Genomic DNA, 14,301 nt, shown 5'->3' with positions numbered 1-14,301 from the left:
ATCACCAGACGCCAGAGGAATATGAGCAGACATATTATGATCTACAAACCGGCTCGTTACCCGACGACGCCGCCAACAAACAGGCGGCATGATTCCCGGGACGGTTCAGGCCTATCCGGGCCGGGCTTGAATATGGGGCCCGATACGGGCGTCATGTTTGAGTGTGCTTTGCACCAGGCACAAACGGTGGTTGTCATGGGGTCCTATTCTTTGGGTCGCTGCCACTCAGCATAACGAGCGGGACTGACAGTCAACACGACACAAACCGCCTAGAATAAGTAACCTTTCACCACCGGCACCACCATGTCGTTCCCTTTTTTTGATTCCGGCTTCGATTAGGTCCCCGTCGACAGTGTTACAGTCATCCCGGTCCGAGGCAGGAAGCACGTCTGGCAGGCGTGCGCCCACGCCACAGAACCGAAGGTACCCCTAGACCTCCGCCACCGGAGCCGCGAACTGGGCCTCGTACAGGCGCGCGTAAGCCCCACCCGCCGCCAACAACGAAGCGTGCGTCCCCTGCTCCACGATCTGCCCGGCTTCCATCACCAGGATGAGGTCGGCGTCGCGGATAGTGGACAGGCGGTGCGCGATCACGAAGCTCGTCCGGTCGGACCGCAGCGCACGCATGGCCTTCTGCACCAGCACCTCGGTCCGTGTGTCCACTGAAGAAGTCGCCTCGTCCAGAATCAAAACAGAAGGCCGGGGCAGGAACGCCCGGGCAATCGTCAGCAGCTGCTTCTCCCCCGCTGACACGTTCGAGCCCTCGTCCTCCAAAACCGTGTCGTACCCCTCCGGCAGTGAGTGCACGAACCGGTCCACGTACGTCGCCCGCGCAGCCTCCAGGATCTCGTCCTCGGTCGCTGAGGGTCGGCCGTACGCGATGTTGTCCCGGATGGTCCCGCCGAACAGCCACGTATCCTGCAGCACCATGCCCAGCCGCGAGCGCAGCTCACGCCGCGGCACTGAGGTGACGTCCACGCCGTCGAGCGTTATCCGCCCCGCATCCAGCTCGTAGAACCGCATCATCAGATTCACCAAAGTGGTCTTGCCCGCGCCGGTCGGCCCGACAATCGCCACCGTCTGCCCCGGCTCCGCCACCAAAGAAAGCGAAGAGATGAGCGGCTTGTCCGGCGAGTAGGAGAAGGAGACGTCCTCAAACACCAGCCGCCCGCGCCCGGCGCCATTGGCCGAAACGCCAGCAGCAGGATCCGGCGACTCCTCATCCTCATCCAACAACGAGAACACCCGCTCGGCGGAAGCCACCCCGGACTGCAGCAGGTTGGCCATGGACCCCAGCTGCGCCAGCGGCATGGTGAACTGCCGCGAGTACTGGATGAACGCCTGCACGTCGCCCAGCTGCATGGTCCCGGACGCCACCTGCAGGCCGCCCACCACTGCGATCCCCACGTACACCAGGTTCCCGATGAACGTCATGGCCGGCATGATCAGCCCGGAAATGAACTGCGCCCCGAAGCTCGCGTCGTACAGCTCCACGTTCTTCTGCCGGAACCGCTCCTCCACCTCGCGCTGCCGGCCGAACACCTTCACCAGCGCATGCCCGGTGTACGTCTCCTCGATCTGCCCGTTCAGCTCCCCCGTGTTCTTCCACTGCGCCACAAACAGCTTCTGCGAGCGCTTGGCGATCAGCGCCGTGATCCCCAGCGTCAGCGGCACGGTCACCAGCGCGATCAGCGCCAGCGTGGGCGAGAGGATGAACATCATCACCAGCACACCCACCACTGTCAGCACCGACGTGACCGCCTGGCTGATGGACTGCTGCAGGCTCTGGGAAATGTTGTCGACGTCGTTGGTCACCCGGCTCAACAGCTCGCCGCGCTGGATCGAATCGAAATACCGCAGCGGCAGCCGGTGGATCTTCGCCTCGACCTCCCCGCGCAGCCCGAACACCGTCCGCTGCACCACCCCGTTCAGCACATACGCCTGCACCCACATAAACGCCGACGCCAGCACGTACAGCACCAGCGCCCACAGCAGCACGCTGGACAGCGCCGCGAAGTCGATCCCCTCCCCCGGCGTCAGCGCCATGGGCGTCAGCATGTCCGCCCGCTGGTTCTCCCCCGCCGCCCGCAGCTGCGCGATCAGCTCCGCCTTACTCACCCCCGCGGGCAGCTCCCGGGACACCACCCCGGCGAAAATCAGGTTGGTGCCCTCCCCCAGCAGCCGCGGCCCGATCACCGAGAGCGTCACGCTGGCCACCCCCATGATCAGCACCAGCAGCAGCCACGCCCGCTCGGGCCGCAACGTGCCCAGCAGCCGCTTGGCCGACGGCCCGAAACTCATCGCCTTCTCCGCCGGAACGTTCATCCCCGCAAACGGCCCGCCCTGGCCCGGTCCCCGGACCGGACGGGGAATACGTGCGACGTCGGCTGTCCCGGTTTTGGAGGCCGGTGCGGTTCCGCCGGGGGCAGCATTGTGAGAAGCGGCAGCGCCCGACGGCGGCCGGTGCGGCGCGCTCATACCGTCTCCTCCGCTGCCAGCTGGGAGGAGACGATCTCGCGGTACGTCTCGGACGTCTCAAGCAGCTCACTGTGCGTTCCGCGCGCGACGATCCTGCCGTCGTCGAGCACTAATATCTGGTCCGCGTCCACGATGCTGGACACCCGCTGGGCGATGATCACCAGCGTGGCACCGGCGGTACTTCGCTTGAGGGCACGGCGCAAGCGGGCGTCGGTGCCGGTGTCCAGCGAGGAGAACGAGTCGTCAAAGATATACAGCTCGGGCCGTTTCACCAGTGCCCGGGCGATGGCCAGCCGCTGCCGCTGCCCGCCGGAGACGTTGGTGCCGCCCTGGGAGATGGGCGCGTCCAGGCCGCCCTCCATTTCCTCCACGAAGTCCCGGGCCTGCGCGATCTCCAGCGCGGTCCAGAGCTCGTCCTCGGTGGCGTCCGGCTTGCCGTACTGCAGGTTGCTGCGGACGGTTCCGGTGAACAGGTAGGGCCGCTGCGGGACCAGGCCAATGTGCCCCCAGAGCAGGTCCGGGTGCAGCTCACGCACGTCCACACCGTCGATCCGTACCGAGCCGGTGGTGGCGTCGAACAGCCGCGGCATGAGGTTCACCAGGGTGGTTTTGCCCGCGCCGGTGCTGCCGATGATCGCCGTCGTCTGCCCTGCCTTTGCGGTGAAGCTGATCCCGGAGAGGACGGGCTGGTCGGCACCCGGGTAGGCGAATCCGGCGTCGAGCATTTCCAGCTCCCCGCGGCGCACCGCGCTGCTGACGGGATTTTTCGGCGGCCGGACGCTCGACTCGGTGCCCAGCACCTCGCCGATCCGGTCCGCGGAGACCGCGGCGCGCGGGATCATCACGGCCATGAACGTGGCCATCATGACGGACATCAAGATCTGCATAAGGTAGCTCAGGAACGCGATGAGGGTGCCCACCTGCATGGAACCGTCCTCGATCCGGAACGAGCCGAACCAGATCACCGCCACGCTGGAGACGTTCAGCACCAGCATCACCACGGGGAACGCGAGCGCCATCAGCCGGCCGGCACGCAGCGCGGTGTCCGTGACGTCCTCGTTGGCCTGGGCGAAGCGGGCGGTCTCGATGTCCTCGCGGACGAAGGCGCGCACCACCCGGATGCCGGTGAGCTGCTCGCGGAGCACCCGGTTCACGGTGTCGATCCGCTTCTGCATCTTCCGGAACAGCGGCACCATCCGGATGATGATCAGCCCCACCCCGATCATAAGCACGGGCACGGCGACGGCGATCAGCCAGGACAGCTGCACGTCCTGCCGGACGGCCATGATCACGCCGCCGATGGCGAGCATGGGCGCGGCCACCATCATGGTGGCGGCCATCAGCACAAGCTGCTGTACCTGCTGGACATCATTGGTGGACCGGGTGATCAGGCTGGGCGCGCCGAACTTCGTGACCTCCTGCTCTGAGAACTCCCCCACTCGCGCGAAGATCGCACCGCGCAGGTCCCGGCCCACGCCCATGGCGGCCTTCGCCCCGAAGTACACGGCAATCACGGCGCACACGATCTGCAGCAGCGTGATTCCCAGCATGAGGCCGCCCAGGCTGAGGATAACGCCGGTGTCCCCCTTGGCCACGCCCTCATCGATGATGTCCGCGTTCAGCGTGGGCAGGTACAGCGACGCGATGGACTGCGCCAGCTGGAAAACCACGACGGCGATCAGCAACTGCCGGTGCGGCCGCAGGTATTCAACAAGCAGTTTCCAGAGCAATGCGGCTCCAAAGGTTCTGTCCCGCTGGTGTTCGAGCTGGAGGTAGTGCGAAGGTCAGTTTACGTCCGGAGGCTGGGATTCATCCGGGCTGCGACGGGGAAAATGGGACGGTTCTCCGACAGCGTATTCGCCTTGTCTCTGGGGCGCTTACTTCGCGTGTTGCCCTACCTCTTCAGATCCTGCCCTGCTCCTAAGTAAAGGACGCGGCGGCAAGGCAAGGCGGGGCTCGACGTGGAGCTTCGTCATCGCCGACGAGTGGTGGTTACGCACCATGCCATGCGCAAGGTGCAGTTGGTTAGCGAGGCCTTCGACTTCCGACCGGCTTAGAAAAGGTGCGTGATAGCGGCCCATTGAAGAAGAATGACGGTCTTGCCGTCGACGATCCTGCCATCGGATGTCATGGCGAGTGCTTCGTCGAAGGGAATCTCGACAACTTCAATATCTTCTCCCTCCTCCTGGAGGCCGCCCCCGGGGCCTGTCCGATCGTTGGGGGCGTAGGGTGCGGCGTAGAAGTGGACGCGCTCGGTGACAGACCCGGGGCTCATGTAGAGGTCGAACACGTGCTGTAGATCCCCGAGCCTGACGCCGAGTTCTTCGCTTGCCTCCCGTCGGATCGCGACATCGGGAGCATCATCATCCAGGAGGCCAGCGGCTGTTTCGATGAGCATGCCGTCTACGTGCTCGTTGACGTATGCGGGGAACCGGAACTGTCGGGTCAGGAGGACAGTTCTCCGAACCGGGTCGTACACCAGGATGGTGGCACCGTTGCCTCGGTCATAGGTCTCCCGCTGCTCAATGACCTGCTGCCCGTCCCGTCGGCGGTACGTGAAAGTGGTTCGTCGCAGAACATGCCACCCTTCCGATGTCACCTCGACACGAGTGATCCCGACGTCTGGGTTACGGCGCAGGCCGAGACCTTCACGGTCCAGTCCTGTTCGCCCCCTGCTATCCGGAGTGTCCACGCCCGGCTGTCCAAGCGAAGCATCCAGCCAGGTCGATTTCACTGCATCACGCCCGTTCGCGTCCGGACGACGCCGGGGATCTCATCGAGACTGTAGTACACAGGGATGCCGCGTCCTCGGGCTATCGCAACGTCCTGGTCTGCGCCGCGTGACTCGCCGGCAAGCCGCAGTACGGCATCGCATCGCTCGAGCAGGCGTTCAGCTGTCGGATACATCACCTCGCCGGCCAGCGGATCCGAGAGATCATCTACTCCCGCGCTCTCCAGGACGGGGAGTGCGACCCACTCACCGATCATAGGCAAATGCCCGGCCTGGAAGATCGGCCACGCCGCCTTCTCAAGGCGGGCAAGGTTGCGGCGCAGCAGAACCGGGTCATCACCTGTCCCGGAACGGTATGGGCCAGCGATCAGGATCATCATGGAAGTAGTCATGACCCTTAGAATAGTGTAAAAACATGCGAAACTCGGAAGGAACGTGAATGCTAGCTGCTGAACGTCACACTCTCCTCCTCAACCGCCTCGCGGAAGAAGGAAAGCTTGTCGCCAAGGAAATCGCGGCGGAACTCGGTCTGTCCGGTGACAGTATCCGCCGTGATCTTCGGGAACTCGCCGCCGCCGGACTGTGCCAACGCGTGTACGGCGGAGCCCTGCCTATCTCTCCGGCGATTGCGGACTACGACGCCCGCACCACCGTTCAGCCGGAAAGCAAAGATCGGGTCGCCCGCCGCGCCGCCCGCCTTATCGATCCAGGCAGCACCGTCATCCTCGACGGCGGCACCACAACCCTCGCCGTTGTTCGGGCCCTCGCACCCTCCCTCTCATGCACAGTCATTACGCACAGTCCCACGATCGCAGCAGCGCTTGTGTCGCATGCGGGCATCGACGTCTTCCTCATCGGTGGTCGTCTGTTCAAACATTCGGCGGTAACCTGCGGTGCCGCGGCGGTTGAGGCCGCACAGTCAGTCTCGGCCGACCTGTTCCTGCTCGGCGTGACCGGCGTGCACTCCTCCGAGGGGTTGACCACGGGGGACGTTGACGAAGCTGCCATGAAGCGGGCACTCGCAAGGCGGGCAGCCGACACCTACGTTCTCGCTAGCGCCGAGAAGATTGGAGTCTCCTCCCGCTACAAAGTCCTGCCCCTCGACGAGATCGCGGGAATCATCACAGACGGCCCAAAGAGTGACCCCACCCTCAGCGATCTCCGGAGGAATGGCACGTCCATCCTTTACGCAAACGACTAACCACCGGGACTCGCCGACCGGGCGACGGCCGAGGCGGGTATCTGGACTTCGCGTCTCCGGCGCGGCGGTAGGCTCAGGAAATGATTGGACGCGTTGATGAGGTCGTAGTGGATTGCCAAGAGCCCGCCGCACTCGCCGAGTTCTGGTCCACGGTCCTCGGTGGTGAACCAGTGCATCGAAGCGATGCGTGGTCCTTCATCGATCCGCCGGGGTGGTCGCGCCTAGCCTTCCAACGAGTGCCCGAGACCAAGCAAGGGAAGAACCGTCTACACATAGACGTGCACGTTGACGACGTGCCGGCAGCCTCCGTCGCCGCTGAAGCCCTCGGAGCTGTCAGAGTGGGCACGATCCAGGTGAGTGCCGTGGGTACGTTCCAAGTGCTCCAGGATCCGGAGGGCAACGAATGGTGCGTTGTGCGATCAGCAACTGCTGGATGACAACGCGTCGGGAGAGCGTCGTCACATCGTAATTCCTGGCCAACGGCACTTGCACCGAAGGCCAGACGGTCGCGGATTCCTCTTCATCGACCTGCGGCACTTTTCTTCGGGCTCAGGAGGACCTCGGTCTGCCTCCTAATGTCCTGCAGAAGGTCGTCGACGGTGCTGCCGATATTGACGGTTGCCGCCATGCTGACAAACATAATGGCGGAGATGATGTGCGCCTGGGCCGCGGCCTCGGGTTCGCCGACGCTTTCATCGCGCCGCAGGATCGCGACGATGGCTTCCTCAGTTTGACCCGTCAGGGCGAGTGCGTCCCGGTGGTGAGGTTCTTCGGGATCCCCGAAGATCATTTCCCGCAAGTAGGTCCGTCCGTTGTCAATCTGGGTGCGGTTGCATTCCACGACGGGCCGCACGATTGCCATCACGGCATCAAGGACTTCGGGGATATCCGCGGCCGCCGCCCGGCCGCGCACCAGCGCGTCGACATAGCTGGAGTTCTGAACGAGAAGGAGGAGCTCGCCCTTGGTCTTGGCGTAGAGGAACAGCGTGCCGGTGCCGATGTCGGCCCTATCGGCGATCTGCTGCGTGGTGACCTCGTCGACGCCATGCGTTGAGAAGAGTTCCCTGGCCGCAGCGGTGATGCGGTCAAGCTTCTCCTGCTTGTTGCGTTCGCGCCGGCCGACGGACTTGGATGCGAGCGACATGGTGACCTTCCCGGGAATAAACTCTGACTACACTCAGTTATGATCGCAGTCACTAATGCTGCTGCTCAGATACTGCTCTCATCTTCGCATGGCCTCTGAACACGGCTTCATCGCAACGGAAGAAGACACACCATGCCCTCACTTAAGGGATCCATCGTTCTCGTAACTGGTGCGAACGGAGGCATTGGAACGGAGTTCGTTCACGACGCCCTCGCCCGCGGCGCAAGCAAGGTGTACGCCACAGCCCGGTCTCCCCGCAACTGGGAGGACGAGCGCATCGTCCCGCTCACCCTCGATGTCACGGACCCGGCCTCCATACAGGCAGCGGTCGAGGCCGCCGGGGACATCACGGTGTTGATCAACAACGCCGGAGCCTCCGTGGCCAGCAGTGGCATTCTCACCCACACCATTGAAGAAATCCGAACCAACGTCGAGACGAACTTCCTCGGCCCATTGTTCCTCACCCGGGCATTCGCTCCGACCCTGTCAGCGAGGGAAGAGTCTGCGATCATCAACATCCACTCCGCCCTGAGCTGGTACGCCGTCGCCGGCATCTACAGCGCCACCAAGGCGGCCCTCTGGTCGGCCACCAACTCAATGCGCCTGGAACTCGCCCCCGCAGGCGTCCACGTTGTGGGCGTACACGTCGGCTATGTCGACACCGCGATGGCAGCACACACCACCGAGCCCAAGACGGACCCGGCCGATCTCGTGCGTACCGTATTGGATGCCGTGGAAGCCGGTGAGTACGAGGTTCTCGCCGACGACACGTCCGTACAGCTCAAGGCCGGACTCAGTGCCCCCATCGAGGCCGTATACCCACAGCTGACCGCCAAGACGTCGTAGGCGTGGACCGAGGGAGGCGAAGACGCCAGGGGGTCGGACAGGCCAGGGGTGTCCCAGAGCTTCTCGTTTTCTCAGGCTCAGCTGCCGCCGTCGGGGTGGTGTTCATTTCTCTCCTGCTTTGCTTCCTAAGGAACGCCGTCAGCGGGAGAGGAACTGTGCCGCGATGGGGGCGAACTTGTCGTGGAACTGAAAGATACCGCCGTGGCCGGAACCCGGGTAGATGATCAGCTCGGAGCCGTTGATGCGGCGGTGCAGATCCTGAGAGAGGATCGAGGGCGCCATCCGGTCGTTGTCCCCGTTGGCGATCAGGGTGGGCTGGGTGATCTTCGACAGGTTAGCCGGCGTCCCGCGCCCCCACTTCCTGATGGCTTTCAACTGGGTCTGGAACGCCTTGACCTTGATCGGCGCGTCGCGGTCGGCGGTTCGCTCCTCGAGTCGCTTCACGAATGCTTTACCGGCTTGCTTGCCCGCGGTGTCGCGGTTGAAGAACAGGAATTCCTTGGGGTCGGACCGGGTCAGGGCCGCGCGGAGCATGTCGTAGTAGGTGGTCCCGGCGACCTTGTCCATGTCCTTGCCGCCCCTGGGGCCGGTGCCGGTGAGGACGAGCTTGCGGACGAGGTCGGGGTGCTTGAGCACCAGGTCCTGGGCAACCATGCCGCCGAGGGAGAAGGAGAAGATGTCGATCTTGTCGAATCCGAGCGCCTTGATGAAGGTGTAGGCGTCGTCGGCCATCGCCTCGATGCTGTCGGGCACCCGGCCGGTCGAGGCGCCCACACCCTGGTTGTCGAACGTGATGACGTGGTGGTTTTTTGCGATGGGGTCGATGATGCGTGGATCCCAGTTATCCAAGGTCGCGGCGAGATGGACGAAGAAGATGACGGGAATGCCGCCCTTGGGTCCAAGCTCGCGGTAGGCGTAGGTGACGCCGCCGGCGCTGATGGCGCTGGCCGGCGCTTTGGCGTAGGACATAACTACGGGTTCGTTCAAGGGCTCGTGCGCGTTCATGACGGTTCTCCTGTGAAGTTGGTTGGTAGTCGCCTGGTGAAGATGGTGTCGGTGCCTTGGTTGTCCTCAGGGGTTGCTGATGACGGCCTTGCCACGGATGCCGCCCTTTTCCAGACCCTCGAGGGCCTCGATGGTCTGGCCGAAAGGGAAAACGCGGCCGACGACGGGGCGGAGCGCGCCGCCGTCGATCAGTGCGGTGATCTGGCGCAGCTGGTCGCCGCTGGCGCGCATGAACAGGAACTCGTAACTGACGCCGAGCTTCCTGGCCTGCCGGCGGATCCCTGCGCTGAGGCCGCTGATCGCCAGGCGGAGCACCGGGTTCAGGCCGGCTTCGCGGGCAAATGCCGGGTCCGGAGGCCCGGCAATGCCGATCGCTTTGCCGCCAGGCTTGAGCACGCGCAGGGACTTCTCGAGATTTCCGCCGCCCAGGCTGTCCAGCACCAAGTCGTAGCCGCTCAGGAGCTGTTCGAAGTCTTGGCTGCGGTAGTCAATGACGGTGTCTGCGCCGAGCTCGCGCACGAAGTCCATGTTTGAGGCACTTGCTGTGGTCGCGACGGTTGCGCCGAGGTGCTTGGCGAGCTGGATCGCGATCGATCCGACTCCCCCGGCGCCGGCGTGGATGAGGACCTTCTGGCCGGGCCCCACGTTGCCGCGCTCAACAAGCGCCTGCCACGCGGTCAGCGCGACCAGTGGAAGCGAGCCCGCCTCCTCCATGCTGATTGAAGCCGGTTTCAGCGCCAGATCGGCCTCGGCGATGGCGATTCGCTCGGCGAACGTGCCGATGCGGTCCTGGCCGGGGCGTGCGTAAACCTCGTCGCCAGGCTTGAACGCGCGTACCTTCGAACCGACACGGATGACGGTTCCCGCGACATCATTTCCGGCGATCAAAGGAAGCCGGTACGGCAGGATCTGCTTGAACTCGCCCGCCCGGATCTTCTCATCGAGCATATTGAGGCCCGCGGCCTGCACCTGCACCAGCACATCCCGCTCCCCCACTGTGGGCTCAGGAACATTCGATTCCTGCAGTGCGCCCTTGTACTTTGTGACGACGAACGCTCTCATGGTTCCGACTCCCTCTTGGTGATGTGGCACCACTCAATTACTGACTGAACTCAATTCTGAGTCCAGTCAGTAATTGATGTGGCACCACTCAATTACTGACTGAACTCAATTCTGAGTCCAGTCAGTAATTTTGTCAAGGGAACCTACCCCTGCCCAACATCCGACGTAGGCGTCAGCCGGTCCGGGTGAAGCGGTACAGAACCACCTGGTCGGGGTGGATCCGCGGGGATGCGACACCGACCTTTGACAGCACCCTGCCGGGCAAGCTGGCTCCGGGAAAGATCACGTCATCCTGGGCGGCTCGCCGCAGGGAGGCGGGTTCAATCGCCTGGCCGGCGGCTGTCGGCCGGCCCCACCACTCGGGCGGCAGAAGCCCCGAGGGCGTGGTCCCGCGAAGGTCAGCTTGCGCCCGGAGGCTGGGATTCCGCCCGGCCCATAGAAGAGATTCAAAAAATGATCCGCTAAAACGCTTGATCACGACAGGCGCCAACACTTATCTTTAGCTTGATCAAACGCTTAAGCAGGACCGGGCATCAAAGTTGATGCCTGCAGCTACCACCCTTTGCGAGGAAGCAAACATGACCCACGATTTTTCTCGGCGCCACGTCCTGCAAGGCACAGGAGCAGGAGCACTCACCCTGTTCATGAGCAGCGGCATGCCCATCACGGCCGCCCAGGCCCAGGGATCACTGCGTGCCGTCTACCACCTGACCCCGCCGTCCGGTTGGCTGTGCGACCCGCAGCGCCCGGTGTATGCCAACGGCGCACACCACCTGTACTACCTGCACTCCGGGCAGAACAACGGCCCCGGCGGGTGGGACCACGCCACAACCACCGACGGGGTGACCTTCACCCATCACGGAGTCGCGCTGCCGCTGCAGCCGGACTTTCCCGTGTGGTCGGGCTCGGCAGTCGTCGACACGTCAAATACTGCGGGCTTCGGCGCGGGGGCCATCGTGGCGCTCGCGACGCAGCCCACCGACAACATCCGCAAGTACCAGGAGCAGTACCTGTACTGGTCAACCGACGGCGGCTACACCTTTACGGCACTCCCCAATCCGGTGATCGTCAATACCGACGGCCGGACCGCGACGACACCGGCGGAGATCGAGAACGCGGAATGGTTCCGCGACCCGAAGATCCACTGGGATGCGGCGCGCAGCGAGTGGGTGTGCGTCATCGGCCGAGCCCGATACGCAGCGTTCTACACCTCACCGAATCTGCGCGACTGGCAGCTGAAACGCAACTTCGACTACCCGAATCACGCGCTTGGCGGCATCGAGTGCCCCGACCTTTTCCAAATGACCGCCAATGACGGCACACGGCACTGGGTGCTCGGCGCAAGCATGGACGCCTACAGCATCGGCCTGCCGATGACCTTCGCCTACTGGACAGGCGCCTGGGATGGCGAACAATTTATCACCAAAAACCTCGACCCGCAGTGGCTCGATTGGGGCTGGGACTGGTACGCCGCCGTGACCTGGCCGGCGGTCGATGCACCGGACGAACGACGGTACGCCGTCGCCTGGATGAACAACTGGAAGTACGCCGCGCGCGATGTTCCCACCGATGCCTCCGACGGGTACAACGGCCAGAACTCGATCGTGCGCGAGCTGCGCCTGGAGCGTCAGCCAGAAGGCTGGTACAGCCTACTCAGCGCCCCGGTCGGGGCGCTCTCAAACTACGTCAGCTCGACAACCGTGCTGCCCGACCGCAGCGTGAACGGCAGCGCCGTGCTGCCGTGGAGCGGCAGCGCCTACGAACTCGAACTCGACATCTCATGGGATGCTGCCGCGAACGTCGGCGTATCGGTGGGGCGCTCCGCCAACGGCACGCGCCACACGAACATCGGCAAGTACGTTGACGAGGTCTATGTCGACCGCGCCCCTTCGGACCAGGGCGGCTTCTCGCTCGTGCCGTACACTCGGGCGGCGGCGCCCATCGACGCCGCCGCACGCTCAGTGCACCTGCGCATATTCGTCGACAAACAGAGCGTCGAAGTCTTCGTCAATGCCGGGCAAACGGTGCTCTCGCAGCAGGTGCACTTCGCAGACGGCGACACCGGAATCTCACTGTACGCCGACGGCGGCCCTGCGACCTTCTCCGGAATCACCATCCGCGAATTCAGCTAGTACCTGAACCAGACTGCCGGCCCTCAGGAGCTTCCTGTCGGCCGGCAGTGCTGTTTCGTCCGAAGCTTCCGGAACCGGGCCCGTGGGAAGTCTGAGGCTGCTTCCGCGCTGTCCGCATCTTCCGGATTAAGACCAGCGAAAGAATAAACCTAAACTTTGCTAAAACGCTTGATCAGGATTCCGATTAGGGCTAGATTACAGGTGATCAAACGTTTTAGCAGAAATGGACATCAGTGCCGATGAAACGCTCAGTTTTCTTCCAGCCCTCCGATGGATGGGTTGGCGATCTTATCCCCTTCGAGAAGGACGGGGAGTTCTGGCTCTTCTACCTTCACGAGGTCCGCTCAGACCCGAAGCCGGGGACCTCGTGGAACCTGGTCACCACCAAAGACCTCACGCAGTTTGCGGACCAGGGTGTTTCGCTCCACCACGGAAGCGACACCGACCTGGACTTCAACGCTTACACGGGCAGCGTCGTCGTCGATGAAAGCGGCAACCACCGCCTGTTCTACACCGGACAGAACCCACGGAACCTCGGACCGGACGGCGTTCCCCTGCAACTGGTCATGCAGGCCACCAGCACCGATGGCATGCAGACCTGGGTGAAGCACCCCGAGCTCACTTTCGGCGCCCCGGACGGCTATGAGTCCGGGGACTGGCGGGATCCGTTCGTCTTCCGGGATGAGGCGTCAGGCCAGTGGCGGATGCTGCTGGCGGCACGGCACTCCACAGGACCTGAACGCCGACGCGGCGTCATTGCGCAGTGCGTGTCCGATGACCTGATGAACTGGCGGCACACCGAACCGTTCTGGGATCCGCGCCGCTACATCACGCATGAATGCCCGGATGTCTTCGCGTGGGGTGACTGGTGGTACATGGTCTACTCGGAGTTCTCCGAATCGTTCACCACCCGGTACCGCATGGCCAAGAGCCCCGACGGCCCGTGGACGGTACCGGACCTGGACAGCATCGACGGGCGCGCCTACTACGCCTCAAAGACCGCGGAGCGGGACGGGCGCCGCTTCTTTTTCGGCTGGATCGCCAGCAAGGAAGGCAACCGCGACGACGGACCCTGGCAGTGGGCAGGCACGATGTCCGTCCTGGAAGCCCGCCAAAATGCGGACGGAACGCTCGGGTTCGCCTTCGCCGATGAACTGGTGGACAGCTTCTGGGAGGACGTCCCGGTGTCTCTGGCGCACGATCTGCCCACCCGGCTCAACGTCCCGGACGGATACACCGCGGTCGTCTCGGAGGAAGAACTGCCCAGCCAGTTTTACGCGAAGGCAGTGCTGGACATTGCCCCCGGGACAACGGAATGCGGTCTGCTGCTGCGCTCAGGGCCAGACGGTGACCAGTCCTACGTGCTGCGCCTGGAACCGAAGCGCGGCAGGCTCGTCTTCGACCGATGGCCAAGGACCAGCACCGGAGACGCGCAATGGCATGTCTCCGGCGACATTCCGTTCCACATCGAGTTGGAACGCCCGTGCGACCTTTCCCCCGGCGAACACACCCTGGAAGTCATCGTCGACGGCGACATCTGCGTTGCCGTCCTGGACCGGCAGGTGGCCCTCAGCACCAGGATCTACGACTTGCCCGCGGGGCGGATCGGCGTTTTCGCCGGCGAAGGATCCGTCACCGTCACTGAACTTCAAATACGTCAGCGCACCGACAACTAAATACACACCACCCTCATCCTCCGTTC

12 protein-coding genes are annotated in these 14,301 nt (G+C 63.8%); 5 read left to right on the top strand and 7 right to left on the bottom strand.

Annotated elements, in window-relative coordinates; all coding sequences use genetic code 11:
* Nucleotides 1–429: 429 nt before the first annotated feature.
* The 4 genes from ACX80V_RS20905 to ACX80V_RS20890 form a co-directional block, all read right to left on the bottom strand.
* Nucleotides 430–2,478 (bottom strand): ABC transporter ATP-binding protein, encoded by a 2,049-nt coding sequence (locus ACX80V_RS20905; RefSeq protein ID WP_485844756.1) that lies wholly within the window; start codon nucleotides 2,476–2,478, stop codon nucleotides 430–432.
* The gene (locus ACX80V_RS20900) at nucleotides 2,475–4,208 is read right to left on the bottom strand and encodes an ABC transporter ATP-binding protein (protein ID WP_485844755.1); all 1,734 of its coding nucleotides are present in this window, start codon (nucleotides 4,206–4,208) and stop codon (nucleotides 2,475–2,477) included. Before ACX80V_RS20900 ends, ACX80V_RS20905 begins: the two co-directional genes overlap by 4 nt.
* A gap of 323 nt (nucleotides 4,209–4,531) precedes the next feature.
* Nucleotides 4,532–5,170 carry an NUDIX domain-containing protein gene (locus ACX80V_RS20895; RefSeq protein ID WP_485844754.1) on the bottom strand — a complete coding sequence of 213 codons (639 nt, stop codon included), beginning with the start codon at nucleotides 5,168–5,170 and terminating at the stop codon, nucleotides 4,532–4,534.
* 38 nt (nucleotides 5,171–5,208) lie between these two features.
* Nucleotides 5,209–5,601 (bottom strand): DUF4406 domain-containing protein, encoded by a 393-nt coding sequence (locus ACX80V_RS20890; RefSeq protein WP_485844753.1) that lies wholly within the window; start codon nucleotides 5,599–5,601, stop codon nucleotides 5,209–5,211.
* A 47-nt stretch (nucleotides 5,602–5,648) separates the two neighbouring features.
* Between ACX80V_RS20890 and ACX80V_RS20885 the strand changes: the two genes are divergently transcribed.
* Nucleotides 5,649–6,410 carry a DeoR/GlpR family DNA-binding transcription regulator gene (locus ACX80V_RS20885; protein ID WP_485844752.1) on the top strand — a complete coding sequence of 254 codons (762 nt, stop codon included), beginning with the start codon at nucleotides 5,649–5,651 and terminating at the stop codon, nucleotides 6,408–6,410.
* A gap of 80 nt (nucleotides 6,411–6,490) precedes the next feature.
* Entirely contained in the window at nucleotides 6,491–6,847 is a 357-nt protein-coding gene (locus ACX80V_RS20880; RefSeq protein ID WP_485844751.1) for a VOC family protein, read from the top strand.
* Between the two features lie 83 nt (nucleotides 6,848–6,930).
* On the opposite strand, the gene ACX80V_RS20875 is transcribed toward ACX80V_RS20880, so the two are convergent.
* Nucleotides 6,931–7,554 (bottom strand): TetR/AcrR family transcriptional regulator, encoded by a 624-nt coding sequence (locus tag ACX80V_RS20875; RefSeq protein ID WP_485844750.1) that lies wholly within the window; start codon nucleotides 7,552–7,554, stop codon nucleotides 6,931–6,933.
* A 132-nt stretch (nucleotides 7,555–7,686) separates the two neighbouring features.
* Between ACX80V_RS20875 and ACX80V_RS20870 the strand changes: the two genes are divergently transcribed.
* Nucleotides 7,687–8,400: an SDR family oxidoreductase gene (locus ACX80V_RS20870; protein WP_485844749.1), complete on the top strand. Its 714-nt coding sequence runs from the start codon at nucleotides 7,687–7,689 to the stop codon at nucleotides 8,398–8,400.
* Nucleotides 8,401–8,538: 138 nt separating this feature from the next.
* Here ACX80V_RS20870 and ACX80V_RS20865 read toward each other — a convergent pair whose 3' ends face one another.
* Both ACX80V_RS20865 and ACX80V_RS20860 read right to left on the bottom strand, forming a co-directional pair.
* On the bottom strand, nucleotides 8,539–9,405 hold the full coding sequence (locus ACX80V_RS20865) for an alpha/beta fold hydrolase (protein ID WP_485844748.1): 867 nt from the start codon (nucleotides 9,403–9,405) through the stop codon (nucleotides 8,539–8,541).
* Between the two features lie 66 nt (nucleotides 9,406–9,471).
* Entirely contained in the window at nucleotides 9,472–10,467 is a 996-nt protein-coding gene (locus ACX80V_RS20860) for an NADP-dependent oxidoreductase (RefSeq protein WP_485844747.1), read from the bottom strand.
* A gap of 578 nt (nucleotides 10,468–11,045) precedes the next feature.
* Here ACX80V_RS20860 and ACX80V_RS20855 point away from each other — a divergent pair.
* Both ACX80V_RS20855 and ACX80V_RS20850 read left to right on the top strand, forming a co-directional pair.
* Entirely contained in the window at nucleotides 11,046–12,599 is a 1,554-nt protein-coding gene (locus ACX80V_RS20855) for a glycoside hydrolase family 32 protein (protein ID WP_485844746.1), read from the top strand.
* 239 nt (nucleotides 12,600–12,838) lie between these two features.
* Complete coding sequence (locus tag ACX80V_RS20850) at nucleotides 12,839–14,275, top strand: glycoside hydrolase family protein (RefSeq protein ID WP_485844745.1); 1,437 nt, start codon at nucleotides 12,839–12,841, stop codon at nucleotides 14,273–14,275.
* Nucleotides 14,276–14,301 lie beyond the last annotated feature (26 nt).

The organism is Pseudarthrobacter arbutini (assembly GCF_054510915.1).
Note: the sequence above shows the minus strand (reverse complement) of the source record. Positions and strands in the feature narration are given on the sequence as shown.